Genomic DNA, 26,047 nt, shown 5'->3' with positions numbered 1-26,047 from the left:
GATGAGCCATCGCGATCAAGCCGCCGCCTTCCACCGGATGCAGCAGCTGATGTCCGCGTCCCCGGTCCCCTCCATCTCGACGGAGCTGCTGGTCACGGCGGACGGCGAGCTGAACCGGGAGCTCAACAGCTTCCTGTTCGACCCGCCCTCCGACCCGAACCTGCTCGAGGGCAAGCGCATCGCCATCTGCTGCACCAACGGCGTGGAGGAGGTGGAGATCCTGGGCGCCCATCGCTGGCTGACCGAGCATGGCGCCACCGTCCACATCGTCTCGCCGCGCATCGGCGAGTTCGACCCGACGCTGGGGCTGCGCTTCCCGCCGCAATGCGCCACCCATGTCCTCGCCATCCGCCTGATGGAGAATGCCGGCTGGCTGAAGATCGACCGCTACACCGACGAGGCGAAGGCGGCGGATTACGACGCCGTCCTGCTGCCCGGCGGCTGCTGGAACCCCGACGCGCTGCGCATGGACCCGCACGCCCGGGCCTTCGTCCGCGCCATGCATGAGTCCGGCAAGCCGACCACCGCGATCTGCCACGGCCAATGGGTGATGGTCAGCGCCGGGATCCTCAAGGGCAGGCGCGCCACCGCCGTGTGGAACATCCAGATCGACCTCGAGAATGCCGGCGCCGTCGTTCTCGACGAGCCCTGCGTGGTCGACGGCAACCTGATCACCGCGCGCTTCCCCTATGACCTGCCGCGGCTGGTCCAGGCCATGGTGCAGCAGCTGCTGGCGGCGAAGGGCCAGGCGTCGGCGGCGCAATAGGCGCCGTGGCCGGCCTCGCCTGAAAAGGGGGCGGGCCAGGGCGATCGCGATGTCTTTGGTCCATTCTGTCCATGATCTGTCCGGTTCGGACCATTGCATTGCCTCTCCCGCCGGACGCGGGAGAGGTCGACAGCGCGCAGCGCTGGCGGGTGAGGGCTGGCCCAGACCTCGACAAACTCCCCTCACCCGGAGCCGCTTCGCGTCTCCGACCTCTCCCGCAAGCGGGAGAGGCAATCGGGCGGCGCCTTATCTGCCACCGTAGGCGCTTCAAGCAATTGCCTTGGGGTCGGGCCGGCGACCCGCGACGGCCGAGGGAGGAGGGGGGATGAAGTACGGCTTCAACCTGCTGCTCTGGACGGGGCATGTCACCGACGACCACGCGCCGCTGCTGAAGGCGCGGCGGGAGACCGGGTATGACAGCGTGGAGATCCCGGTCTTCGAAGGCGCGCCCGACGACTACGCCAGGCTCGGGGAGCGGCTCGCGGCGCTGGGCTTCGACGTCACCGCCGTGAGCGTGCTGGGGGCGGGGCACAACTGCCTCTCGGACGACCGGGCGGAGCGCGAGGCCGCGCTGGACCGGGCGAAATGGGTCGTCGACTGCGCCAGGGCGCTCGGGGCATCGATCGTCGCCGGCCCGATGCACTCGCAGCTCGGCCATTTCACGGGCCACGGCCCCACGGCCGAGGAGCGCCGGCGCGGCGTCGACTTCCACCGCCGCGCCGGCGACCACGCCCAGCGGCAGGGCGTCCGCTTCGCCCTCGAGGCGCTGAACCGCTTCGAGTGCTATTTCCTCAACACGATGGATCAGCTGGCCGGCTATCTGGACGAGGTCGACCACCCCGCCGTGAAGGGGATGTACGACACCTTCCACGCCAATATCGAGGAGAAGGATCCGGTCGCCGCCATCGGCACGATCAGCCGCCACATGATCCATGTCCACATTTCGGAGAACGACCGCGGCACGCCGGACCGTCACGCGCCCAGCCGCAGGCGCATGACGATGTCCTGATCATGGTTGCCGAAGCCGCGGCCGAAGATGTTGAGGCCGCCTGGGTGCTCGGCGTTCTCCTCGATGCCGATCCGGAGGCGGATCGCGTGATGGTCGTTCAGGCGAAGCTGGTCCAGCGTCACGTCCGAGGCGCGGCTGCCGTCGACGAAGGCCCCGTCGCCGGTGATCCGCCAGGTGACGAGCTTGCCGTATTGCGATCCGGCGAGCTTCCACCAGCGCGGCGTGTAGCGGCCTCGCGTGTCGCCGTAGTCGCCCGGCGACGTCCAGGTCGCCACCGCGACATGGTTGATCCACAGGGTGATGTCCGACGGCCAGTCGCTGTTGGTGCCGGGCACTTCCGACGACAGCTCCATGGTGACTTCGAGCTGTTCGATCGCCTTCCCCACCACCTTGGCGTTGTTGGGGAACTTGTATTCGACGAAGCCGCGGCCGAACCAGATCAGGGAAGCCTTCATCCGGTTCGGGTCCAGGAAATGGTCGGGAACGTCGAGAAGGCCCAGCACGCCGTCGGTGGAGCACAGCCCGCAGGGGGCGCTGACCTCGCAGGTGGTGTAGAGGCCGATCGGCATCGCGACCTCGATGATCCGATCGTTCTGCAGCGCGTCCGGATCGTCGAGCCGGACCGTGATCTCGTCATAGAGGGCCGAGCAGACCTTCTGCTGTCCCTTGCTTGCCTTCACGGTCTCGGTCCGGATCAGCTCGGCCCGCTCCAGCTTCTGCACGTTGATGGCAACGGTGGATTGCGGCAGCTCCAGCTCGCTGCTGATCTGGTTGACGTTCAACGGCCCGCGCTGCCGGAGAAGCCTGAGCATGGCCAGCCTGACGGGCGAGGCGAGCGCCTCCAGCGCTTCGCTGCCTTCCCCCGCCATCAATGTCAGCAACCGGCGCTGCGGGACGTCCATTGCACGATCATCCTTGAGAACGGCCACGAGATCGCCCTGTTCTGTATCAGAGATTGTGATATGTATCAAAATTATTGACGCGTAGGTCGAATGGGGTTTCACTCCCTGCCCGGACCGGCTTCAGAACCGGTTGGATAGGGAGGAACCCATGCGTGTCATGAAATTGCTCATGCTCGCCTTTGCGGGCCTCGTCGCCAGCACGGCCGCGTCATTCGCCCAAGGCACGGTCTCGGAGCTGCCGCGCCGCGAGACGCTGATCCTCGAAAACCCCGAGGGGACGATCAAGAATTCCGGCTGGTTCAACATCTGGGCCATCAACGCCGGCGGACAGTCCACCGGTCTGCACCAGCTGGCGCTCGACACGCTCTGGTACATCGATCCGGAGCGTGGGCTCGACGGCTCCTGGCAGAATTCCCTGGCCGCCGAGAAGCCGATCTACAATGCCGACTTCACGGAAATGACCGTGAAGCTGCGCCCGGGGATCTACTGGAGCGACGGCGTCGAGTTCACGGCCGACGATCTCGTCTACACCGTCGAGACGCAGATCAAGACTCCGGGCATGCGCTGGAGCGCGCTGCTCTCGCTCAATGTCGACAGCGTCAAGGCGGTCGATCCGCAGACCGTCGTCTTCAGGCTGAAGAAGCCGAACTCCCGCTTCCATGCGCTGTTCACGGTGCGCTTCAACGCCATCTGGATGATGCCGAAGCACGTCTTCGAGAAGGCGCCCGACCCGCTGCGGTTCGATTTCAACAAGCCGGTCTCGCTCGGCGCCTACACGCTCAACAGCTATGACCCGGACGGCAAGTGGTACGTCTGGCAACGACGCGACGACTGGCAGCGCACGACGCTCGGCCGCTACGGCCAGCCCGGCCCGAAATACGTCGCCTATGTCGACCCAGGCCCGCCGGACAAGCGCGTGATCGCGCAGCTCAACCACGATCTCGACGTCATCCACGACGTCGCGCCCGAGGGCATGTTCACCCTGGCCAAGCAGTCGAAATCCCTGAAGACCTGGTTCAAGGGCTTCCCCTACGGCCACCCCGATCCGACCCTGCCGTCGGTGATCTTCAACCTGCAGAATCCGGCCTTCCAGAACCGCGACGTGCGCTGGGCCCTGGCCCTGCTGATCGACATCCGCGCCGTCGCGATGGCGTCATACCGGGGCGCCGCGACGATCTCGGCCATCGCCGTCCCGCCCACCGGCACCCATCCGGACGATTATCACAAGCCTTTGCAGGACTGGCTGGCCGGCTTCGAGCTCGACACCGGCAAGGAGAAGATCAAGCCCTACGATCCCACCGTCGGACAGCAGATCGCGACGATGCTGCGCCCGTCGATGGGCGACCAGATCCCGACCGATCCGGCGGAGATCGCGCGCTCCTTCGGCTATGGCTGGTGGAAGACCAATCCCACGGCTGCCGCGGAGCTGCTGGAGCGGGCCGGCTATGCCAAGCGCGGCAACGCCTGGTACACGCCGGACGGCAAGCCCTTCTCGATCAAGATCATGGTCGAGGGCGAGACCCGGCCGGTGATGACGCGGGCCGGCACGATGATCGCCCAGCAGTGGCGCCAGTTCGGCATCGACGCGAAGATCGACGTCGCCCAGGGCACCAACATGCTCGACCGCCGCGGCGCCGGCGATTTCGACACCTTCATCGGCTGGAGCATCGAGACCTATGGCGGCCACCCGGACCTCGCCTTCTTCCTCGACAGCTGGCACTCCCAGTTCGTCGCGCCGGCGGGCAAGACTCAGTCGCCGCGCAACTGGCAGCGCCTGCAGAGCCCGGAACTCGACAAGCTGATCGAGCAGATCCGCACCGTCTCCTTCGAGGATCCGCGGACGGTCGAGTTCGGGCGCGACTACGCCAGGTTCATGGTCCGCGAGATGCCGGTCATCCCGCTGATGGCCTACAACGTCTTCACGGCCATGGACGAGACCTACTGGACCGGCTACCCGACGGCCGAAGATCCCTACACCAATCCGGTGCCGAACTGGGGCAATTCGCGCCTGATGATGGTGCGGCTGAAGCCTGTCCAGCCCTGAACCCCGCGATGGCTGCGCGGCGCCCGTCCGGCGGGCGCCGCCGGCAACCCGAGGGCGGAGAATGAAGCCTTTTCTCGCCTATCTCGCCAGACGGCTGGTGCAGTTCGTGGTCGTCGTCTTCATCGGCGTGAACATCACCTATGTCATCAGCCATTCGACGCCGATCGACCCGGTGGAGCAGAGCGTGTCCGCGGCGACCTCCTTCGGCGTCACCAGCCCCGAGGCGATCGAGATGATGCGGGCTTCGCTGCGCCAGCTCTACGGCCTCGAAGGATCGCCGGTCGAGCAGTACCTGTCCTTCTGGCGGCGGGTCGTCGCCGGCGATTTCGGCCCGTCCCTCTCCGCCTTCCCGACGCCGGTGTCCACCCTGATCTGGCGTGCGATGCCATGGACGGTCGGGCTCCTGCTCGTCTCCACGCTCATGACCTGGATCATCGGCAACCTGATCGGCGGGCTCGCCGGCTATTACCGGCGCAACCGCCTGCTGAAGCTGGCCGGGATCGTGTCGATGGGCGTCCATCCGATCCCGTACTACATCGTCGCCTTCGTCCTCCTGATCGTGTTCGGCTTCCTCTGGCCGGTGCTGCCGATCAGCGGCGGCGCCAGCATGAACGCCAATCGCGAGGACGGCTTCGGCTTCGCCCTCGACGTGCTGGTCCATTCGGTGCTGCCCGCCCTGTCGCTCATGGCGGTCGGCATCGGCGGCTGGTTCATGGGCATGCGGGCGCTGGTGTCGAACATCGTGACCGAGGACTATGTCGGCTATGCCGAGCTGGGCGGCGTCGGCCGGCGCCGGATTCTCGGCTCCTATGTCATGCGCAACGCGCTGGGGCCCCAGGTCACCGGCCTCGCGCTGCAGCTCGGCGCGATCTTCAACGGGGCGATCATCACCGAGCAGGTGTTCGGTTATCCCGGCCTCGGCTCGCTGCTGATCAGCGGCGTCCACGCCGGCGACTACAGCCTCGTGCTCGGCATCACCTCGGTGTCGATCATCGCGGTTTCGGCCGCGGCCCTGCTGATCGACCTCCTGTTCCCGCTGATCGATCCGCGCGTGGAGGCCCGCTGATGCAGTTCCTCGCGATCCTGCGGGACCTTGTCCGATACAACATCGAGTTCACTGCGGGCCTCGTCCTGGTCGGGCTGGTGATCGTGATGGCGCTGCTGTCCTTCGCATCGCCGTACCCGCCGCTCGACGTCTATGTGGTGGCGCCGGACGTGCCCCCCTCGTCGGACCATCTCTTCGGGACGACCTCGCGCGGCCAGGACGTGTTCTGGCAGCTGACCATCGCGATCCGCAACACGCTGACCTTCGGCATCGTGGTCGCGGTCCTCAGCCGGATCATCGCGCTCGTCGTCGGCCTGGTGGCCGGCTACAAGGGCGGCTGGGTCGATCGGGTGCTGATGTCGATCAACGACACCTTCGTCGTCGTGCCGCTCTTCCCGATCCTCGTCCTGTTCTACTTCATCATGCGCGACGCGATGAGCTGGGCCATGCTCGCGCTGATCACCGCCGCCCTCGGCTGGGCCTATGACGCGCGGCTGATCCGCGCCATGGCGATGAGCCTGCGGACCCGCGAGTTCACCCAGCAGGCCTATTTCTCGGGCGCGAGCACCGGCCGGATCCTGGTGCAGGAACACCTGCCCTTCGTCCTGCCGATCGTGTTCTCGACCACGATGAACAACATCAACTGGTCGATCGGGATCGAGGTGACGCTGTCGGTGCTCGGCTTCACCGACATCAACACGCCGACCGTCGGCGGCATGATCTACTGGGCCAACCAGCACACGGCGCTGGTCGCCGGCGTGTGGTGGTGGATCGCCTTCCCGGTGGCCCTGGTGGTCATGCTCTTCGTCGGGCTGTTCCTGCTCGCGATCTCGATGAACGAATACATCGACCCGCGCAGCCGGCTGGCGCGGATGGGGGGCGGCGCATGAGGTCCGCGCCACTGCTAGAGGTCTCGGGTCTCAAGGCCTGGTACCAGATGCGGTTTTTCGGGGTGACGCGGGAGGTGCGCGCCGTCGACGACGTCAGCCTCGCCATCCGCCGCAACGAGATCTACGGGCTGGCGGGGGAATCCAGCTCCGGCAAGACCACGCTGATCAAGACCATCGCCCGCGCCATCCGGCCGCCGCTCAACGTCGTCGGCGGCACCGTGACCTTCGCCTTCGCGGACGGCCGCCGGGACATCTACGCGATGTCGCCGGCCCAGGTCGCCGACATCCGCTGGAGCCGCCTGTCCTACGTGCCCCAGGGATCGATGAACGTGCTGAATCCGGTCCGACGGATCCGGAACACATTCGTCGACTTCGCCGCGCGCCATATCGGCGACACGCGGCAGGCGTTCTTCGCCGCGGTCTCGGCCCATCTGCGGCGGCTGTCCCTCGACCCCAAGGTGCTCGACGCCTATCCGCATGAGCTGTCCGGCGGCATGCGCCAGCGCCTGACCATCGCGCTGGCGACCATCTGCCGGCCGGAATTCATCATCGCCGACGAGCCGCCGACCGCCCTCGACGTCGTCGTCCAGAAGGGCGTGCTGGCCATGCTGCGCGAGGTGCAGCAGGAGATGGGCTCCTCCATCCTGTTCGTCACCCACGACATGGCGGTCCACGCCAACCTCGCCGACCGGCTCGGCATCATGTATGCCGGCCGGCTGGTGGAGGAGGGGCCGACCGCCGAGATCTTCCAGCGCCCGCTCCACCCCTATACGGCGCATCTCATCTCGAGCCTGCCCCGGATCGGGGACGATGTCCGGAAGACCGGCATTCCGGGCGCCCCACCGAACCTCGCCGACCCGCCGGCCGGTTGCCGCTTCCACCCCCGCTGTCCCCTGGCGGTGGAGCGCTGCCGCGAGGCGGCGCCGCCGCTCGAGGAGCTCGAGCCGGGTCATCGGGTCGCCTGCCACGTCGCCAGCGCCCGGGCCGGGGGGACGGCTCTGCCATGAGCACGCTGCTCGAGGTCCGGCAGGCGAGCAAGAGCTTCAGGTCCGGCGGCCTGTTCGGGCGCCATGTCGTGCGGGCGGTCGACGGCGTCGACTTCTCGCTGGCGAGCGACCGGCCGGAGGTCTTCACCATCATCGGCGAGTCCGGCTCGGGCAAATCGACCCTGGCCCGCATGATCCTGAACAGCACGGCGCCGAGCGGCGGGTCGATCCTGTTCCGCGGCCGCGATCTCGCGACGATCCGCAGCCGCCGCGACCGGCTGGCCTTCATGGCCGAGGTGCAGCCGGTGTTCCAGAACCCTTTCGAGGCGTTCAACCCGCTGAAGCGGCTCGACGGCTATCTCTTCATGGCGGCACGCCGGTTCTGCGGCGTGCGGACGCGCGACGAGGTGGACGCCCGGGTGGACGCCGCGCTGCGCAAGGTCGGCCTGTCGCTGGCCGAGGTCCGTGGCCGCTTCCCCCACGAGATGTCCGGCGGTCAGCTGCAGCGCGTCGCCATCGCCCGCGCCCTGGTGCCCGAGCCGGCGCTGATCGTGGCGGACGAGCCGGTGTCGATGATCGACGCGTCGCTGCGCATGACCATCGTCAACATGTTCGCGACGCTGCGCGACGCGTTCGGCGTGTCGATCGTCTACATCACCCACGCCCTCGCCACCGCCTACCCCATCAGCGACCGCCTCATCATCATGGAAAAGGGCAGGGTGGTGGAAGGCGGTCCCGCCCGGGCCGTGCTCACCGCCCCGAGCCATCCGTATTCCATCCGACTGCTGCAGGCGGTCCTGCCCGTCCGCAACGCCTGGCGGGAGGAGCTCCCCGCCGCACCCAGGCCCCAGCCGGCGGCCTGAGGATCTCGTCCGTCTCTTCTCCCGGAGCGCTTCATGCAGACCGTCAGGGTTTCCATCGACCGTGCCTTCGCCATCGGCGAGACCGACCGCCGCCTGTTCGGCGCCTTCGTCGAGCATCTCGGACGCTGCGTCTATGGCGGTCTCTACGAGCCGGGGCATCCGCGCGCCGATGCCCGCGGCTTCCGCGCCGACGTGCTCGAACTGGTGCGCGAGCTGGCGCCGACCATCATCCGGTATCCGGGCGGCAACTTCGTCTCGGGCTACAACTGGGAGGACGGCGTCGGGCCGGCCGACAGGCGCCCGCGACGGCTCGACCTCGCCTGGATGTCGACCGAGATCAACGCCTTCGGCACCAACGAGTTCATCGACTGGTGCCGGGCCGCCGGGCTGGAGCCGATGCTGGCGGTCAATCTCGGCACCCGCGACGGCGATGCCGCCCGCCGGTTGGTCGAATACTGCAACTTCCCCGGCGGGACGGAGCTCTCGGATCTGCGCCGGGCCCATGGCTGGCCGGAGCCGCACGGCGTCAAGTTCTGGTGCCTCGGCAACGAGATGGACGGGGCCTGGCAGATGGGGACCAAGACGGCGGAGGAATACGGCCGGATCGCCACCGAGGCCGCCAAGCTGATGAAATGGGTGGATCCGACGATCGAGCTCGCCGCCTGCGGCTCGTCGGGCCGCACCATGCCGACCTTCGGCGCGTGGGAGGACACGGTGCTCGAGCACTGTTTCGAGCATGTCGAGTTCATCTCGCTGCACACCTATCTCAACGACTATGCCGGGGACACGCCGGCCTTCCTCGCCAGCCCCGACCTGATGGACTCCTTCATCGACGAGGTCGTCGCCATCGTCGACGCCGTGGCGGCGCGGCGGCGCTCCTCCAGGCGCATCATGCTCAGCTTCGACGAATGGAACGTGTGGTACCGCACGCGCCGGCGCGGCGAAGGCCGGACCAAGCTCGGCTGGCCGGCGGCGCCCGAGATCCTGGAAGAGGTCTACACCATGAAGGATGCGCTGGCCTTCGGCGGGGCCTGCATTTCGCTGCTCAACCACGCCGACCGGGTGCGCTGCGCCTGCCTGGCGCAGCTGGTGAACGCCATCGCCCCGATCATGACGGCGACCGGCGGCCCGGCCTGGCGGCAGACGATCTTCCATCCCTTCGCCCATTTCAGCAATTTCGGCCGCGGCCGGGTCCTCCGGGCGCAGGCGGCCTCACCGACCTATGCCGCGACCTATTACGACCCCCGCGGCACGGCGGACCTGACCTTCCCGTTGCCGGAGGTGCCCTATGTCAAGGTGGCCGCCGTCCATGACGAGGACGGCCGGGCCGTGACCCTGTTCGTCCTCAATCGCCACCTCGACCAATCGGCCCCGGTCGAGATCGACGCGCGCGGCTTCGGCGATCTCGAGTTGAACCAGGCGCTGGAGATGCGCGACGACGATCTCTCCGCGGCCAACACCAGAGAGGCGCCGGACCGGATCCAGCCCCGCGCGCTGACCGGCGTGCGGGTGGAGGGCGGACGGATCGCGGCGACGCTCGGGCCTGCGTCCTGGAACGTGATCAGACTGGCGGCCTCGGCATGACCCTACAGGCGAGGTGCTCGCGGATCGCGACCTCCTTGGGCGGCCGCTCGTCGCCGTCATTGTCGCTTGCGGTTGAGCGCCGGCCTTAAGCCGTATGACGGCCAGGCTGCATGGGGCCCGATGGTGTCGTGTCCCCACTGAGCGATGCCGGTGTCCAGATCCGCTCGACCGCGCAGGTCCAGGCCGTGCAGGGCGAGGTAGCCAATTAAACCTCCACTTCGACCAGCACGGTCTCGGGCTGTGAGCCGCAGCGGGGGATCCAGCCTTCGGCGATCTCCTCCTCGGCGATGCAGCCATTGTGCTCCATCCGGATCCGGGAGAGAGCCTGCCTGCCAAGCGGATCACCGCGTCCAGAGCCGTCAGCGCCGCGGCCTTGCGCCGTCGAGCGGTTCGATGCGGTTGCCGCTGCCCGCGTCGACGACCGAGGGCGCCTGGGACCTCTCCGTCCAGTACACCTGGTTCTGCGACCCGGACACGGTCAGCGTGGCGCCCGAGGCCAGCCCGATCGAGACGATGTTGCGATCGCCTTCGAGGATGAGCGAACGGCACTTGCCTGAAATGGTGTAGCGCTGGTCGTCGGCGCGAATGACGACGTCGCGGTCCTCGCAGGCGATGGGCTGGCGTTCGGCCGCAGTCTGCAGGATCAGGATCTCCGCCTGCGATGGCGCGCAGGGAGCAATCGAAAACCCGAGCAGGGCTGCGATGCCGAAGATCATCCGGGTCATGCTGTGTCTCTCGACTGCGATCATCGGTTCGCCTCCTTCCCCTCCATTACCGGTGCCGCTCCATCCGGCCCGATCTCCGGTGAGTCCCGGCTGCATCATGCGAGGATACCGTGCCTCGTTTGGGATTGGATGAACATTGTCCGAGTGGGATCATGCTGCCGGATCCATGCGGCCGCATGGCCTCGCTCGGGCGGACGCGACGCCGTCACTTCCGGAACGCCACCAGCAGGGCCGCCTTCAGGGCCTGGCCGGCCTCGAGGAAGGGCATCGGGTCGACCGGGATATCGCCGCGCCGGACCTCATAGTGAAGATGGGGGCCGGTCGATTCGCCCGTCGAGCCGAGGGTGCCGACGACGGTCCCCACCGCGACCGGATCGCCCACGCCGACCGCGAGGGACTGCATATGCGCATAGCGGGTGACCAGCCCGTCGGCATGCTGGACCTCCACCATGTTCCCGTAGCCGCCGGCGGGGCCCGACCGCAGGACACGGCCGGCGCCGGTGGCGAAGATCGGCGTTCCCGCGGGGGCGACGAGATCGACGCCGGTGTGCATCATCGTCAGGCCGGTGATCGGATGGACGCGCACGCCGAAAGGGCTCGATTTCTGATACTCGATGCGCAGGGGCGGCGCCAGGGGCAGCCCCGGCAGGCGCGCTGCCAGGAGGCGAGCATGGGCGTCGAGCGCGGCGGGCGAGAACGGATCGGCGATCGGGGCGGAGCCGGCTGCGGGCGGCAGGTCGAGCCGGTCCAGGGCACGGTCGATCGCGTTGACTGCCACGGCCAGGCGCACGGTCTGCGCCAGACGCCGATCGGCGGCCCCGATATCGGCCGATGACAGGCCGAGCGCCGCAAGGTCCGGGTCGGCCGTGGGAACCGGAGCGGGCGGCTCTGCCGGCGGTGGCCCGGGCCGGTGCGACAGCGCCAGGCCAACCGCCAGAGCCGTGAGCACCGCCAAGGCCCCGACCCCCAGGAGGAGCGGCAGCGGGGCCCGTCCGGCCGGGCGGGCGCGCCCGCCTGCCGGCGATCGATCGCGCGACGGCGACACCGGCTGCGACGAGGCGGCCTTCGCGACGGTCCGCGCGGCCAGCACGAGCACAGCCGGTAGACGCTCCCCCGCCTCGGCGGCGTGCGCGGCCAATCGCCGGGCGGCGGTGTCGGGCGGCTCGCGGAGGAGGGCCGCATCGACCGGCCGCATCATGTCGGCCGACAGATCACAGGAGGCCAGGACCAGCCGGTCTCCGGCTTCCAGGTGAATCCGCGTCACCTCCGGCTGGAGCGCGTTGTCCGCGGACCGGGACCGCCCCTCGAAGCCGATGGCGGTGAGGCCGTCCGGCCCGAGGCGATAGAGTCGGCCCACGCCAGTCCGGACGCACATCGTATGCGGCGGGCTGACGATCGCGGCCAGGATGGACACGCCTTCGGGGCGCCGGCGGGATTGCTGCCGGTGACCGGACCGGAGCGCTTCCCGCTCGATCCGCCGGCGAACGGCCCGAGCCACCTCCGCCCGGCTCAGCCCGTCCGGGAGCGCCGCAAGATCCCCCAGGACGGCGGCTGCCTCGTCGCGACTCTCCGCCGTCTCGCTTCCCGGCACGGCCAGCGCCCAGAGCCCGATCTCAGGCCGGCACAGCCTGTGCGGCGCCCCGGCGATGCCGGCATCGCAGGCGGCGCGTGGATCCGCGCCCGGCCGGGGGGCCACCTCCGCCATCAGTCGAGCGGCGAGGCCGATGGCGGCGCGTCGCCCGGCAGGCCGCCGGCCGAATCGATCAGCGGCTGCGCCGCGTCGATCAGCACCCCGAAGCCAGGCAGATCCCGGCCGTCACCCCCGAGAAGCCAGGCGTAGCGACGATCGATCGCCGTCCACGGCCTGGTGCCGCCGACGGCCTCGGCCAGGGCCGAAAGCCGCACTGCGTCCGCACCGCTCGCCCGGTCGAACAGCGTGGCTTGGCGTGCGGCGAGGGCGAGGCGCAGGAGCGGTCCGGGCGACCGGGTCAGAGCGTCGATGACCCGGCCTGCGCTGCCGGGGTCGGCCCCGGGCAGCGTGACCTCGAGATCGTCCAGAAGGCTGTCCCAGGCCCTGGCCGTGTCGTCGAGGTAAAGGCCGAGCACGGTTGCGGCGAGCGTGCGCCCGACCGTCTCGGGCCGTCCGCTATCGCCCAGCACCCAGGCATCGGCCTGCAGCGCGCCGGACAGATCGGCCAGGGCCGGCGCCATCACCCGGTGGAACCCGTCCGCCGTGAGCAGGCCGGGGATCGGCGTGGCGAGGGAGGCTCCGGAGCGGCGGGTCAGCGGCCAGCCGTCGGCACCGAGGACGAGATCTGCGCGGAACGGCGGCAGAGCCTGGGCCGCCTCGGAGCTCCGGATCGCGGCATAGGCCCGGACCGCGAGCGGCGTCTGCCGGAGGCGGGCCCTGACCCGGTCGATCGCCGCGGCATCCACCGCAGGCAGGAGGCGCGGTTCCGCAGCCAGGGCCCGGTCCAGCTGGCGCGCCAGCCTTTCGCGCCGGTCGGGGGAGGGCTCGGTCATCGACCAGTCGATCGTGGCCCAGAGGCGGATCAGGTCGTCCTGCCGCGGAGCGTCCGCGTCGCCGAGGGCAAGGACCGCCTTCAGCCCCTCGAAGGCGAGCTCGGGCGCGATGTCCGGACGCTCGATCCGCTCCAGGATGCGGCCTGCCAGGCGGCCCAGCAGCCCGTCGCGCAGCAGGTCGCGGTCCAGCCGCTGCGTCTCGGCCTGGAGATCGTCGAGGTCCCCGGCATTCAGGCCGGCCCGTCGCCACCAGGCTGGCGGTCCGCCGGCGAGCGGAGAGGCGGAGAGGCGGTCGAGGGCGGCGAGAGCGACGGCCGGATCGTCCGGCGACGCGGCAGGGCCGGGCGCGACGGCGCGGGCCTCCCCGACCGCCGATCGCGCTTCCCCGGCGAGCCGCGCATTGGCGATGTGGATGGCGGCGAGGAGAGCGGCCGCGATGGCGAGCCCGCCCCCCAGCACCGCTATCCATATCCGCCGCCCGGTCATTGCGTCAGATCGTCGACGAGGCTCTGCGGGTCGGCGGCGCCGTTGTCGCGCATCCGCTGCATGTGCAGCACGAAGATGTCGACATAGGGCAGCAGCGAGTCGGAGCCGCGGGCGTGCAGCTCCGCCTTCAGCGTCGGCACCTGCGCCTGGACCACCTCGTCGGAGTAGTCGCCGGCGGTGCTGAGAACGGTGTCGACATAGATCTCGCGCGAGGTGCGCACCGTATCCTCCAGCCCGGACCGCTGCTTCTCCATCTGCTGCATCTGTGCCTCGGCGTCGGCGGTCGCCTTGCGGGTCGGGGCGTCCTGACGCCGCGCCTGCAGCCGCCGCAGGGCTGGTCGTGCCACTTGCTCGATCGCCTGATTCACGGCCAGCAGCCGCTGCTGATCGGTGCGCAGCTTGTTGCCGAGAAGAGCGCCGACATTGACCAGCGACCGCACCGTCCGGTTCCGGGCGTCGTTGCGGTCCACCAGGGCTTCCCGGATCGACTGCCCGACGCCGCGCAGTTCGGTCTTGACGGCCTCGTCTCCGGCCTCGTCGGCCAGGCGATCCAGCGTGCTCAGGGCCGCGTCCTCGCGCCGGGCGTTCGCCGGGCTCTCGGTCGACGACGGCATCGCCTGCCATTCGCGCTCGATCTCCGCCAGACGCTCGGGCGAGGTGATGACCGGCGCGGCCACCGCCAGGCGAAGCCCGAGCTGGCGGGTTTCGGTGGCCTTGCCGCTGCCGCCGGCGTAGTACGGCATCTCGACGCGCATGCCGGAGCGGATCTGGTCGAGCGGCATGGTGAAATCGCCGCCGCGGACGATGAAGCCGCCGGCTTGGCCGTGCAGCCGGCCGCGCCGGTTCAGCCGGAACGGCTCGAACATCATCTCCGACGCATTGCCGAGCACGTCGTGCAGACCCAGCGGATTGGGCTTGAGCAGGCCGACCGGATGCAGCTTGCCTTCCGCGGAGCCGGTGCCCTGGTACCAGAGATACTCGGCCGGAATGCCGCTCGACATCGGGAACCGGGAGGCGAGGAAGGCTTCCGAGGAGACCGCCATGCCGCCGCGCGCGGCATATTCCCATTCATCCTCGGTCGGCAGGCGCACGAAGCCGGGGGTGCCCGATTCCGACGGCAGCACGTCGCGAGCATGGGTGATCAGCCATTCGGAATAGCGTCGGCCGAAAGCCACGGCATCGAACCAGGTGATCTCGGTCTGCGGCAGCCGCGTCCGCATCGTCGGGTTCGGGCAGTCCCCGCCGGCCAGTGCATCCCACTGCGCGCGAGTGACCTCGTACTTGCCCATCAGGAAGTAGCGGACGCCCGGAGTCGCCGCATCGGAGAAGGAACCGGCGATGACCTCGAAGCGGCGGTCGCTGAGGAAGCCCAGCTCCGGCTGGGCGTCGCCGAGCTGGACCCGGACATCGTCGAGGACGCCGGCGGAGGGCAGATCGATGCGCCGGAACGTCATGGCGCCCCCGCAGGGCAAGGGCAGGACGATGTCGCCTGGCGCGGGCGACGGGTTGTAGGACTCCTCGGGCCAGGTGATGGGCTCGGCCGCCCGGCCCGGCCCGGCGACCGCCAGGCAGGCCGCGAGTCCCAGAAGCGCGGCTCGCAGGCGCCGGGCGGAGCGGTCAGACATCGCGAAGTCCTTCGGAGGGTTGGATGCGGGCGGCGAGCAGGCCGCCCCAGCTTGCCGACAGCAGCGCGGCCAGGATCGTCGCCGCCGTGGCGATGCCGAAATGGGCCAGCAGCAGCCGGCAGATGCGCTCGCCGGGCTGCAGGCTGCCTGCAAAGATGGCGTTGAGTGCGGTGGCGGCGCCCTGGAAGACGATGCCGGCGAGGGCGACGCCGAGCACCGCGATCAGCACGGCCTGCACCACCGGGAAGGCGACCAGGGACCGGGTCGGCAGCCCGATCAGGCGCAGCATCGCCAGATCCCGCCGCTTGCGCTCGACATGGGCGCGCAGGCTGGCGGCGAGGGAGACCAGATAACCGAGCGCGCCGCAGCCGGCGATCAGCCAGAAGGCGATGCCGAGATTTCGGTCCAGCAGCTGCATCTGCGCGATGTCGGCGGAGGCGGTGCGGACCTCCACGCCGCGTTCCTTGAGCGACGCCTCGATCGCGGCGACGTCGTAGATCGAGCGGGCGTAGAGGCGGAACCGCGCGAACACGCGGTCCGTGGCCGGTGGCGGGGCGCCGGCCCAGCCCCGGCTGCCGACGCCAAGACCGTCCCGCCAGTCCTCGGTGGCGGTGAGAAGGTCCAGCGGGGCCAGCAGGGCGTCGGACGGCGCGATCGGGGCGTCGGTGATGCCGGAGACGGTGAGGGTCAGGCGCTGCGCCTCGATGCGGCCGTCGCGCTGCCGCGTGATCTCGGCGGTGAGCCGGTCGCCCGCGGCCGTGCCGAGGCTGTCGGCCAGCCGGCGGCCGAGCACGACCGCATCCCCGGCCGGCGGCGCGTTGCCGGCGAGCAGCGGGTCGCCCGGCCCCGACGGCAGCAGCGCGACGCCGGAGAGGGGGCGGCCGCCATCTTCCTTGCGCAGACGGGTGAAGCTGGCGGCGATCGAGCGCGTCGCGGGCACGATGAAGGCGATCCCGTCCTGTCCGGCCAGGTCCCGGAAGAAGGCGGCGTCGAAGCGGCCGCTGCCGGCCGGCACGATCTCGCGGTTGCGCGGATCCTCGATCAACCGCTGGGCCAGGGTGTCGATCAGGCCGAAACGCATCCCGAACAGCACCAGCAGCGGTGCTAGCACCGCCGTGAGGCCGAGCACCTGGCACAGCACGATCCGCCAGTCATGGCCGAAATCCCGGGTGGCGAGGCGCGCCGCGAGCGCGATCCGTCCCACGATCGGCCTCAGGTCCAGAAATAGGCGCGCACGGCATCCTGCTCGCGCCGCAGGGCATGGCCGAAGGTCCGGTATCCGCCGGCCTCGGCCCTGGCCCAGTCATGCGAGGCGATGATGGCCGTGGTCTTCAACTGCTGGACGGTGTCGATCATCAGGCCGAACACCTGCTCCGCCGTGGGCGGGTCGAGCGACGCCGTGGGTTCGTCTGCCAGCAGGATGTCGGGGCGATGGGCGAGGGCGCGGGCGATGGCCACGCGCTGCCGCTCGCCGACCGACAGGCGGCGCGGCTGGACATCGAGCAGCCGCCCGAGGCCGAGCCGGCGCGCCAGGGTGCGCAGATGCTCCGGGTCGTGCCGGCCGGCGACGCGGGCGGTCAGGGCGATGTTCTCCCCGACCGTGAGATAGGGCAAAAGCCCGCCGGTCTGCAGTACATAGCCGATGCTGTTGGCCCGCAGCGCCGCGAGGGCGTCGTGCCGCCGGCGGCGCCAGAGCAGGGCCAGGTCGATCGGCGAGCCTGCCCCCCCGGCCAGATGAAAGGCGGCGGCGCTGTCGGGGGCCAGGGTGCCTCCCAGCAGGTCCAGCAGGGTCGACTTGCCGGAGCCGGACTGACCCGTCAGGAACCAGATCTCGCCACGCTGGACGACGAGGTTGCTGACATGCAGCTCGAAGGCGGCGGCCCGGCCGCCGCGGCGCAGCATCACGTCGCGCAGGGCATAGACCGGCGGAGGCGCCAGGACGTTCATGGCAGGGCGTCGAGCGGAATCGGAGAGACGGCATCGCCGCCACTGCGGTCGCCGTCGAGGGCGATCCACTGATCGGTGTTGTCGTAGATCTGCCGATACAGCGAGACCTTGGCCTCGAGATCGTCGAGGAACTGACGCTGTTGGCCGAAGCTCCAGGACAGCCAGTCATCCTCGCTCAGCTCCATGATCCGGCTGCGATAGGGCAGGCCCTCGAGGTATTCGCCGATCAGACCGAGATCGGCCAGCCGGCGGGCGTTCTCGCTGCCCACGCCCTCCGGCCGCCGGGCCATGGTGGCGGCGGCGCTGCGCAGCTGGCGGAAGAAGTCGTTCGGCGCCATTCGGGTCGACTCGCCGGCGTCGATGATCGCCTTCAGCGTCGCCTGCAGATCCGACAACTGGTTCCGGGTGATCAGGACCCGGACATCGAGCGTCTTGCGCGCCGGGTTGGCGATGTCGCGGTCGGACACCCAGGCCGAGAACAGGCGGGGCGGCTGGTTTCCCTCCATCCGCCCGAGATAGGCGAGCTGCATGGCGCGGCCGACGAGGCCGGCGCGGGCGAAGGTGCTCTCGGTCGCCTCTGCCGCCTGGTTCGGGGAGGATGCCGCGGCGGAGATCGCCCCGTTCGCGTCCTCAGCCTTGGCGCCGGTATCCATCTGCCGGAGGATGGTCTCCGAGATCCGGTCGATCACCATGCCGAAAGTCCGGACGTCGCCGCCTTCGACCGGGAAATAGAGGCTGCCGATGTTCGGATAGGCGGTCATCGGCGTGTAGGCGTCTTCGGCGGCCTGATGGTCGGCCTTGCCGGCCGGGGTCTTCAGATGGATCACCATCAGCGCCGCGCCCTTGGACTGGGCGAGGAGGCGCAGCTGGTCCGGATCGAGATGGGTCGCGGAATAGGGGTCGCTGGCGCGCCGCGGGCTGGCGTCGGTCACCAGCACGACGAACCGGCCGGCGACGCCGGTCCAGTCGATCTCGTCGAGCGCGGACTTCAACCCGGCCAGGGAATCCTCGCGGAAGTCGAGATTGTTCGCCGTCGAGGCCGCAGCGGCGTCGAGGCGCCCGAGGAACGACGCCCGGTCGTGCCCATCCGCCAGGGTCGCGAACACCTTGGTGATATAGCCGTCGGGCGTGCCGTCCGGCATCACGTCGCGGTAGCCGATCAAGCCGAAGCTGAGCCGGTCGCCCTCCTCGGACGCGGCGAGCTTGGCGGTCAGCGCCTCGATGGTGGCGCGGGTGCGTTCGACATAGGGCTGCATCGAGATCGTGGTGTCGACGACGAAGACGACGCCGGCGCGGTAGCCTTCCAGCAGCCTGGCCGCGGTCTCGGGATCGGGCTTGGCCGGGCCGGGCTGGTCGGGCTTCTCCTGCAGCGATGTCGCCGCGACCTCGAGAGCGAGCCCCGAGAAGCCGCTGGCGAAGTAGCCATCAGTCCAGTTCAGGATCGGCAGCAGGTAGAAATTCTTGGCCGGATCGATCCAGGTCGGCGGCTCGATCGCCGTCACCGGGCTGTCCGCAGGCAGGGCGCGGCTTTCGGCGGCCTGGCGCAGCGTCGCGGCCCGGCCGCCGGCATCGGGCGACTCCATCAGCGTGAGCAGCGGATCGGCGTCCTTGAAGAACAGGGCACGGTCGCGGTTCACCGGATTGGTGAAGAGGACGACCATCGTCTGCTTCCAGTCGATCGCCTCCGCGGCTGGGATCCAGCCCAGCGTCCGCCCGGCCGGCGTCGTACCGACCTCGATCCAGTCGGCGTCCCCGCTCTTCATCCGGCCATAGACGAACAGCACGGACAGGGCCGGGATCTCGGGGCCGGCCGAGGATCCGCCCGGCTCGGGCGCGGCCTTCGCGCCCGGCCGGGTGAGCACACGCTGCCACAGGCTCGTGGTCCCCGGCATCAGCAGCGGCGTCCGGGTGTCCGCCGGCACGGGAGACGGAGTTTGCGCCATGGCCGCGCCGGCGAAGACCGCCGTCGACAGCCCGACCGCGAGGATGCGGGCCAGGAGAGCCAGTCGGATCATGGTTCGGAACCTGCATTGCCGAGGGCCTGAAGGCGCGGCCGGGCTTCCTCCATCCCCCGTTCCAGGGCGGTCGAGTAGAACTCGCGGGCCCTGGCGGGGTTCGGCGCGGTGAAGGGATGGGGCCCCTGGTCCCAGGAGGCCGGGTCGTAGAAGCGGGCGATGCCGAGCGCGGCCTCGCCGCTGCCGCGCCGCGCTGCCTCTTCCCACAGGACGAGGGCGGTGTCGGCGTCGCGCTTCTCCAGCAGGAAGCGGCGTCCGGCCAGGTACAGATCGCGCGCAGGCAGGTCCAGGAGCCGCGGCAATTGCTGCCGGTCCAGGGGCGGAGCCGGATCCACGCGGATCGCGGCTCCTGCTGCGGCCGGGGCTTCCGAGTCTGGCTGCGCCGGTTCCGGCTGTACCGGTTTCGGCTGTACCGGTTCGGGGCGCGCCGGTTCCGACGGCGCCGTCTCGATGGCGGGCCCGGACGCGGCCGCCGACGGCGTCGGCTGCTGGGGTTGCGGCGTTGAGGGCGGGACTGCGGTCGTGCGCCATTGCCACCCCAGGCCGCCGGCGGCCGCGGCCAGGACGAAGCAAAGCACGACGGCGATCGTGGCGATCCGGCGCCGCGGCGTCCTGGCCGAGGGGGCCGGTCCCGGGGCGGAAGCGGCCGTGCCGACGAGGTCCCGCATCGATTGCGGCCGGTCGAGCGGGTCGGGCTCGAGCATCCGCGCGATCTGGGGGGCGAGGCTCGGCGGCACGCCGTCGAGCTGCGGAATGCTGCGGCGGGCGTTGACGACCGCCATCATCGACCGGCCCATCTCGAGCGGCCGGCCCCGGGCGGCGGCGGCGAGCACGAGCCCCAGGCTGTAGATGTCGGACCGGGAATCGACCTGGGCGCCGAACAGCCCGACCTGCTCCGGCGACGCCCAGGAGAATTTGCCGGCGAAGGCGCTGCCGACCACGGTCTGGGCGTCGGGGTCGACAAGTTTGGCGATGCCGAAATCGATCAGCTTGGCGCCGCCGAGCCGGCCGTGCTCGAGCAGGATATTGTCGGGGGACAGGTCGCGGTGGCAGATGCCGAGGTCATGCGCTTCGGCAAGGCCGGAGGCGAGACGGTCGCGCAGGGCGGCGACCTCCTCCGGCGTCAACGGCCCGTCGCGCAGCCTCTCGCTCAGGGAGGGGCCGTCCACATACGCCATGACCAGGTGGAGGCGTCTCGACTCGTCGCGGAACAGCCCGTCATAGCCGACGATCGCGGCGTGCCGGATCTTGCGCAGCGCGTCGGCCTCGCGCAGGAACAGGGTGACGATCGCCTCGTCGCCCATCAGCTCCGGCAGGATGATCTTGATGGCGTGCCGCGTCCGCTGGTCGATGTGCTCGGCCTCGTAGATCTCGCCCATGCCGCCGCGGCTGATCAGCCGGACGATGCGATACGTGAACAGCACGGTCTCGCCGGGCGACAGCTCGGCGGCCGATCTCGGCGTCCGCGGCGGCTGCGCCTCGCGGTCGGCCGCCCCGGCGGGCGAGACCGGGTCCTCGGGCCGGCGCTCGGGCCCGGCGCTCACGACCACCCTCCGTTCGGCCGGCGCGGCGGCACGGTGCGCTCCTCGTCGTCCTCGCAGGCCAGGATCACGACGGTGACGTTGTCGGGCGCTCCGCGGCCGAGCGCCAGGTCGACCAGCCCGTTCGCCGCCTGATCGGGTGGCATGGCGTCGAGCAGATTGGCGATCTCGCCCTCGGAGACGACCCGGGTCAGCCCGTCGCTGCACAGCAGGAAGACGTCACCCGGCAGCACGACACTCCGCTCCATCTCCAGCTCCAGGATGTCCGACGCCCCCACCGCCCGGGTGATCACGTTGGACTGGGGATGGTGAAGGGCCGCCTCCGGCGACAGCACGCCGCTGTCGACGAGCTCCTGGACATAGGAGTGATCTCGCGTGATCTGCCATAGCTGCCGGTCGCGCAGCAGGTAGAGCCGGCTGTCGCCGGCCCACAGGCAGACGAAACGGCCGGCATGGATCAGCAGCACGATGGCGGTCGACCCGATCGTCCCGCCGGCCTGTGCCGCCTCCTGCCGCAGGGCGCCGTGGACCTCGGAGAGCCGGGCGTGGACGTCGCTCATGAAGGCGGCTCCGGATTCGGGAGCCTGCACCCGATCCAGGGCCTCGACGATCATCCGGCTGGCCTGGTCGCCGCGCCGATGGCCGCCCATGCCGTCGGCCACCGCCCACAGGCCGATCTCCGGCCTGGACAGGAACGCGTCCTCATTGTGGTGCCGCACCGCGCCCGCATCGGTGCGGCCGGCGGATCGGAACTGCAAGCGCCTCACCGGGCCGGCTCCATGGCGAAGCGCGCCGTCATGAACGCCCGCGGCCAGGCTTGGGGCGGCGGCAGCCCGTCGCCGGCGAGGTACCAGCCCTCCGCGGCCGGGCCGGTCCAAAAGCGGGCCCGGGCCGCCGCCGTATCCAGGCGCAGCGCAGCGATGCCCAGCCCGTCGGCCGAGGACAGCGGCACGCCCCGCCAGCCTTCGCCGATCTCGGCCGGTTCCTCCTCCGTCAGCGGCGGGGCGCCGAGCGCCTCGACCGCAGCTTCCCACGCTTCGGGTGTCGTGGCGTCGTCGAGCGCGGCGAGCGCGGTCCGCTCCAGCACATCGAACCATGCGGCGGCGCGCAGCGGAGCCTCCGGCCCCGGATCTGCCTCGAGCGGCGAGGCCAGGGTGAGGGGAAAGTACCGCCCGACCCGGTCCACGCTGGGCATGAGAAGCCCCGCCATCGCGGGGCCGGCGCTGCCCGCCGGCAACAGGAAGCGCCAGACCGGCGCCGTCAGGAAGCTGTCCAGCCACGTCTCGCCGAGCGCGTCGCGCGTCGCCGCCATGCCGCGCTGCAGCCAGTCGTCCCAGGGATCGACGAAGCTGCGGGGCAGCCGGCGGGTGACGAAGTCGCCGAGCCAGGGCAGCTTGCCGAAGATGCCGGGCCCCTCGGCCCCTGGGATCAGAAGGCCTGCGGACATTGGAACTCCCTCAGCTGCGGCAGCGTGAAGGGGTTGAGGACGCTGGCGGTGCGGATCTCGAAAGTGGCGCTGTCCTTGCCCTCGCTGACGGTCAGGCGGAAGCGGTCGCTGGCCGAGGCGCCGGCGATCCGCGACCGGTCGACCAGCCGGAACAGGGCCCAGGGGCCGTCCAGGGTGATGCCTCCGCTCGGCGAGCCGTCGACCGCGGTGAAGGAAACGCGGACCTGGCTGGCCCCGGTGCCCGGCCAGCGCATCGACACCGGGCGCACCGGGCCATGGTCGTAGGAAACCGTCTGGCCATTGATATCCAGCGTCACGCTGGCCGCCTCGGGCGACAGGTCGACGGGCTCGATCTCGAAGCCGATGCTGGGCTGCGTCCCGCCCTGCGGGAAGAACGCATCGCGGATCCTTGCCGCCTTCTCGAACTGCGCCAGCGTGCTGTCGGCGATGCCGAGATCGACATTGTTCAGCCGGGCCCAGCGCCAGGGGGTGCGGGAGGTGTCGGCATACTGGGCCAGGTTGCTGGAGAAGAAGCCGTCGATCAGCCCGCCGGGGGCGAACAGCCGCGCGAAATCGTCCAGCTTCACGTCCTGCCGGGCGCCGCGGGCGAGGGGATAGCGTCCGGCCAGCGCCGACTGGCACAGCGGCCGGCCGGTGGTGTTCCAGTCGGCGTTCAGCGTCTGCCGGGCGCCGCCGATGGTGACGTTGGAGGTGGCCTGGGCGATCTGCTCGGCCCAGCCGCGCATCGCCTCCGGCGCGCGCCCCGCCGAGGCGGTGAGCTGCTGCGCCAGAGCCCCCAGCTCGGCGTTGGCGGCAGCTCCGGCGGCGCCCGGTGTCATGGCGCTGCGGTTCATCTGGCGATAGATGTCGGCCAGCGTCCGGATCATGTCGTCGAGCGGCGCTGCGGCACCGTTCGGGCCTTCGACGAAGGCATGCAAGTCGCGGAACCGCTCCTCCACATAGGCCCCTGGCAGCGGGGCTGAGTCCGACGACGGCGCGGCGGTGCCGCCGCCGAGGCGCGTCCGGGCATAGTCCTGCGCGAGCAGCGAGGCGATCCGGCCGCTCATGCCCAAACGGTTCTGCGCCACGGTCTCGGCCTGGGCGGCGGCGACATTGGCCGCCTGCTTCTGGCCGGCGCTCAGTTCGGGCGCCACCTGGCCCCCGGCGGCCGGGGCCTCCTTGGTCAACGCGGTCTCCTGCGCCGCCCCGCGCAGGATCGCGGCCAGAGGTGAGCCGGGGCCGGACAGGATGTTCAGCACCTCCACCGCGTGCTCCCGGCTTTCGAACGGGACCACGCGGATATCGGCCAGCAGGGCGTTCCAGGCCGAGATGTAGTCGTTGTAGTAGAGCTGCAGCGCGTCGCCGGCGATCCGGGCCACGGCGGCATCGTCAGGCACGCCCACCGCCGCCTGCGGATCGGTCACCCAGCGGTCCGAGGCTACGAGGCGGGCCGCGTCCTCGACCTCCGTCAAGACCACGTCGTGGAAGCCGCGATAGGTGAAGATCCCCGGCACGCCCTCGCCGAGACTCTTGTTCGAGGCCCGGACCAGGACACGCGGGGTCTCGGGCCCCCCATGGTCACTCACGGACCAGACCGGCAGGGCGGCGGCATCGGGGCTGGCGGAGAGCAGCGTATAGGCGCGCTGTGCCGCCGGCGTGGCCGCAATGATCCCACGGACCCGCTCGACCAGCCGGCCGTCGATCCCGATCCCGGCCAGGGGGCGCTCGAGCAGGGCAGCCGTGTGGGCCTCGACGGACTGGCGGAGGAGGGCGTTCTGCTCTCCGGGATAGCGCTGTGCGAGATCGATGCGCAGCCATTGCAGGATGGTGGCGCTGTCCACCTCCGGCGCCTTGCCGCCGAGCATCAGATAACTCTTCAGCGCGACATAGGCGAGGTCGGAGGGCTGCTGCACGTTGCGCAGGATATCCTCCAGCCGCAACACCAGACGCGGCAGGAGGACAGTGTTCAGGGCGTGCCGATAGGCCTGGACGGTGCCCTGTGAGAGGGTATCGCCCTGCCACAGGCCGAAGCCCAGCGTCCACGGCGCCGGGTCGTCCTGCCGCTCATAGCCTGTCGGCGCGGCGCGCAGGGCGTCGAGGGCAGGCAATACCGGACCGAGGTCGGCGTCTCGGACCGGCCCCCTGGTGTCGCCGAGCTTCGCGGCATAGCTGTCGAGACCTTCCTGGGCCGATGCGATCAGCGCCCGGTTGCCGAGGTAGCTGACGGTCCAGGCCGCGATCAGGGCGACCACGACCACTGCGGCGGCCGCCGTCGCGCCCCAGCGGAGCCAGCGCAGACGGCGCTCCAGCCGCGGATTGGTCGAGACGATGTCGGCCTCGGCAAAGACCACCTTGCGCAGCAGGTCGGTCAGGAAATAGCTGCGGCCCCGGCCGTGCGCGGCCGCCATTTGCTGGCGATCCAGCCCGAAGGACCGGGCCATCGCCCCCATCAGCCGGTCGAAGGGCGTTCCCTCCTGGGTGCCGCTGGTGAGATAGACGCCTCGCAGCAGCGGCCTGGCGTCGTACCGGCTGGGGCGGAACGCCTCGGTCAGGAACTCGTGCAGTGCGTCGCGCATCGAGGCGACCTGGGCCGGGAAGCCATAGACCAGGCTGCGGTGCTGGATGTCCGGCTCCTGGTGCAGCCGCTCGATGACGCGGTCGTTGAGCCGGTCGACCAGCAGGTCGAACTCGCGCAGGAAGCCCGGGACGACGCCGGTCTCGTCCTTGCCCTCGTCGAAAGCGAAGGTAACGCCCCAGACCTGCTCGCGCTCCTCCCGGACGAGATTGTCGAAGAACTCCGAGAAGCCGGCCAGGAGGTCGGCCTTGGTGAACAGCACGTAGATCGGGAAGCGGACCCCGAGCTCATCCGTCAGTTCCTGCAGTCGCTGGCGGACGGCGCGGGCATGGGCCAGCCGCTCGCTGTCCGGCATCAGCGCCACGTCGGAGATGCTGACGCAGACGATCGCACCGTTGATCGGCTGGCGCGGGCGGTTCCGCTTGAGCAGCCCGAGAAAGCCCTTCCAGGCCGCGGCGTCGCGCGCGGCATGGCTGTCCTGGGTGGTGTAGCGGCCGGCGGTATCAATCAGTACCGCCTCGTTGGTGAACCACCAGTCGCAGTTCCGGGTGCCGCCGATGCCGCGAATGGCGTCCTGGCCCTGGCCGGTGCGGTCGGCGAGCGGGAAATCGATGCCCGAGTTCAGCAGCGCCGTCGTTTTGCCGGCGCCGGGCGGGCCGATCAGGACGTACCAGGGCAGCTCGTAGAGCCAGCGGCGGCGGCCCCTGCGGCCGAGACGCGTCTTGCGCAGGACCGCGAGCGCCTCGGACAGCCGGCCGCGGATCGCCTCGATCTCGTCATCCGCCGTGTCTTCCGGGGCGGCGGCGTTGTCCGCCGAGACCTCGTCGACCAGCTTCGCGTTCGCCCGCTGGCTGCGCACGGCGGACCAGGCGATTGCCAGGGCCCAGAGCACCAGCATCGCGGCGATGACGACGACGCGGACCAGGGCGTCCTCGAGCGGCCGCACCTCCGCCACCGCGATCAGCGGGCCGACGAACCAGATGATCGTCGACAGCAGGAGCACGCCGACCAGGGAGACGAACCAGCGGGCCGTCAGGATGGAGACGATCTTACGCATCGGTTGTCTTCGTCCGC

20 protein-coding genes are annotated in these 26,047 nt (G+C 70.3%); 8 read left to right on the top strand and 12 right to left on the bottom strand.

Translation table 11 applies throughout. The features are described 5' to 3' along the window. The first annotated feature begins 1 nt into the window (after nucleotide 1). Nucleotides 2–766 carry a type 1 glutamine amidotransferase domain-containing protein gene (locus tag LG391_RS15325; RefSeq protein WP_225768860.1) on the top strand — a complete coding sequence of 255 codons (765 nt, stop codon included), beginning with the start codon at nucleotides 2–4 and terminating at the stop codon, nucleotides 764–766. Nucleotides 767–1,091: 325 nt separating this feature from the next. Then, nucleotides 1,092–1,775 (top strand): sugar phosphate isomerase/epimerase, encoded by a 684-nt coding sequence (locus LG391_RS15320; protein WP_225768859.1) that lies wholly within the window; start codon nucleotides 1,092–1,094, stop codon nucleotides 1,773–1,775. On the opposite strand, the gene LG391_RS15315 is transcribed toward LG391_RS15320, so the two are convergent. Continuing rightward, nucleotides 1,739–2,677, bottom strand: coding sequence for a transcriptional regulator (locus tag LG391_RS15315; RefSeq protein ID WP_225768858.1), 939 nt, complete (start codon nucleotides 2,675–2,677; stop codon nucleotides 1,739–1,741). The two genes, LG391_RS15320 and LG391_RS15315, sit on opposite strands and share 37 nt — an antisense overlap. Before the next feature lie 169 nt (nucleotides 2,678–2,846). On the opposite strand from LG391_RS15315, the gene LG391_RS15310 reads away from it, so the two are divergent. The 6 genes from LG391_RS15310 (at nucleotide 2,847) to LG391_RS15285 (ending at nucleotide 10,089) form a co-directional block, all read left to right on the top strand. Then, a complete protein-coding gene (locus LG391_RS15310; RefSeq protein ID WP_225768857.1) occupies nucleotides 2,847–4,721 on the top strand; it encodes an ABC transporter substrate-binding protein in 1,875 nt (624 codons plus the stop codon). Nucleotides 4,722–4,782: 61 nt separating this feature from the next. Then, a complete protein-coding gene (locus LG391_RS15305; RefSeq protein ID WP_225768856.1) occupies nucleotides 4,783–5,787 on the top strand; it encodes an ABC transporter permease in 1,005 nt (334 codons plus the stop codon). Continuing rightward, entirely contained in the window at nucleotides 5,787–6,656 is an 870-nt protein-coding gene (locus LG391_RS15300; protein ID WP_225768855.1) for an ABC transporter permease, read from the top strand. The genes LG391_RS15305 and LG391_RS15300 overlap by 1 nt, the downstream gene beginning before the upstream one ends. Further along, entirely contained in the window at nucleotides 6,653–7,663 is a 1,011-nt protein-coding gene (locus LG391_RS15295; RefSeq protein WP_225768854.1) for an ABC transporter ATP-binding protein, read from the top strand. Before LG391_RS15300 ends, LG391_RS15295 begins: the two co-directional genes overlap by 4 nt. After that, nucleotides 7,660–8,505, top strand: a complete 846-nt coding sequence (locus tag LG391_RS15290; RefSeq protein WP_225768853.1) for an ABC transporter ATP-binding protein — start codon at nucleotides 7,660–7,662, stop codon at nucleotides 8,503–8,505. The genes LG391_RS15295 and LG391_RS15290 overlap by 4 nt, the downstream gene beginning before the upstream one ends. Nucleotides 8,506–8,538: 33 nt before the next feature. Then, on the top strand, nucleotides 8,539–10,089 hold the full coding sequence (locus LG391_RS15285; RefSeq protein ID WP_225768852.1) for an alpha-N-arabinofuranosidase: 1,551 nt from the start codon (nucleotides 8,539–8,541) through the stop codon (nucleotides 10,087–10,089). A 359-nt stretch (nucleotides 10,090–10,448) separates the two neighbouring features. On the opposite strand, the gene LG391_RS15280 is transcribed toward LG391_RS15285, so the two are convergent. From LG391_RS15280 to tssM, 11 genes are all read right to left on the bottom strand, one after another. Further along, nucleotides 10,449–10,838 carry a DUF3060 domain-containing protein gene (locus LG391_RS15280; protein ID WP_225768851.1) on the bottom strand — a complete coding sequence of 130 codons (390 nt, stop codon included), beginning with the start codon at nucleotides 10,836–10,838 and terminating at the stop codon, nucleotides 10,449–10,451. 181 nt (nucleotides 10,839–11,019) lie between these two features. Beyond that, nucleotides 11,020–12,519: a M23 family metallopeptidase gene (locus LG391_RS15275; RefSeq protein WP_225768850.1), complete on the bottom strand. Its 1,500-nt coding sequence runs from the start codon at nucleotides 12,517–12,519 to the stop codon at nucleotides 11,020–11,022. Then, the gene (locus tag LG391_RS15270; RefSeq protein WP_225768849.1) at nucleotides 12,519–13,796 is read right to left on the bottom strand and encodes an ImcF-related family protein; all 1,278 of its coding nucleotides are present in this window, start codon (nucleotides 13,794–13,796) and stop codon (nucleotides 12,519–12,521) included. Before LG391_RS15270 ends, LG391_RS15275 begins: the two co-directional genes overlap by 1 nt. Nucleotides 13,797–13,819: 23 nt before the next feature. Next, a complete protein-coding gene (locus tag LG391_RS15265; RefSeq protein ID WP_225768848.1) occupies nucleotides 13,820–15,448 on the bottom strand; it encodes an SUMF1/EgtB/PvdO family nonheme iron enzyme in 1,629 nt (542 codons plus the stop codon). Continuing rightward, nucleotides 15,441–16,652 (bottom strand): ABC transporter permease, encoded by a 1,212-nt coding sequence (locus LG391_RS15260; RefSeq protein ID WP_225768847.1) that lies wholly within the window; start codon nucleotides 16,650–16,652, stop codon nucleotides 15,441–15,443. Before LG391_RS15260 ends, LG391_RS15265 begins: the two co-directional genes overlap by 8 nt. A gap of 8 nt (nucleotides 16,653–16,660) precedes the next feature. Then, nucleotides 16,661–17,395: an ABC transporter ATP-binding protein gene (locus tag LG391_RS15255; protein ID WP_225768846.1), complete on the bottom strand. Its 735-nt coding sequence runs from the start codon at nucleotides 17,393–17,395 to the stop codon at nucleotides 16,661–16,663. Then, a complete protein-coding gene (locus LG391_RS15250) occupies nucleotides 17,392–19,410 on the bottom strand; it encodes a vWA domain-containing protein (protein WP_225769370.1) in 2,019 nt (672 codons plus the stop codon). The genes LG391_RS15255 and LG391_RS15250 overlap by 4 nt, the downstream gene beginning before the upstream one ends. Continuing rightward, nucleotides 19,407–20,954, bottom strand: coding sequence for a serine/threonine-protein kinase (locus LG391_RS34875; protein ID WP_304608481.1), 1,548 nt, complete (start codon nucleotides 20,952–20,954; stop codon nucleotides 19,407–19,409). Before LG391_RS34875 ends, LG391_RS15250 begins: the two co-directional genes overlap by 4 nt. After that, the gene (locus tag LG391_RS15240) at nucleotides 20,951–21,718 is read right to left on the bottom strand and encodes a PP2C family serine/threonine-protein phosphatase (RefSeq protein WP_225768845.1); all 768 of its coding nucleotides are present in this window, start codon (nucleotides 21,716–21,718) and stop codon (nucleotides 20,951–20,953) included. The genes LG391_RS34875 and LG391_RS15240 overlap by 4 nt, the downstream gene beginning before the upstream one ends. Continuing rightward, nucleotides 21,715–22,398 carry a type VI secretion system-associated protein TagF gene (gene tagF, locus LG391_RS15235; protein ID WP_225768844.1) on the bottom strand — a complete coding sequence of 228 codons (684 nt, stop codon included), beginning with the start codon at nucleotides 22,396–22,398 and terminating at the stop codon, nucleotides 21,715–21,717. The genes LG391_RS15240 and tagF overlap by 4 nt, the downstream gene beginning before the upstream one ends. Further along, nucleotides 22,380–26,030, bottom strand: a complete 3,651-nt coding sequence (gene tssM / locus LG391_RS15230) for a type VI secretion system membrane subunit TssM (RefSeq protein ID WP_225768843.1) — start codon at nucleotides 26,028–26,030, stop codon at nucleotides 22,380–22,382. The genes tagF and tssM overlap by 19 nt, the downstream gene beginning before the upstream one ends. Nucleotides 26,031–26,047: the final 17 nt, after the last annotated feature.

It is taken from the genome of Inquilinus sp. Marseille-Q2685 (genome assembly GCF_916619195.1).
Taxonomy (GTDB): domain Bacteria; phylum Pseudomonadota; class Alphaproteobacteria; order DSM-16000; family Inquilinaceae; genus Inquilinus.
This window is presented reverse-complemented; position numbering and strand designations above follow the sequence as displayed.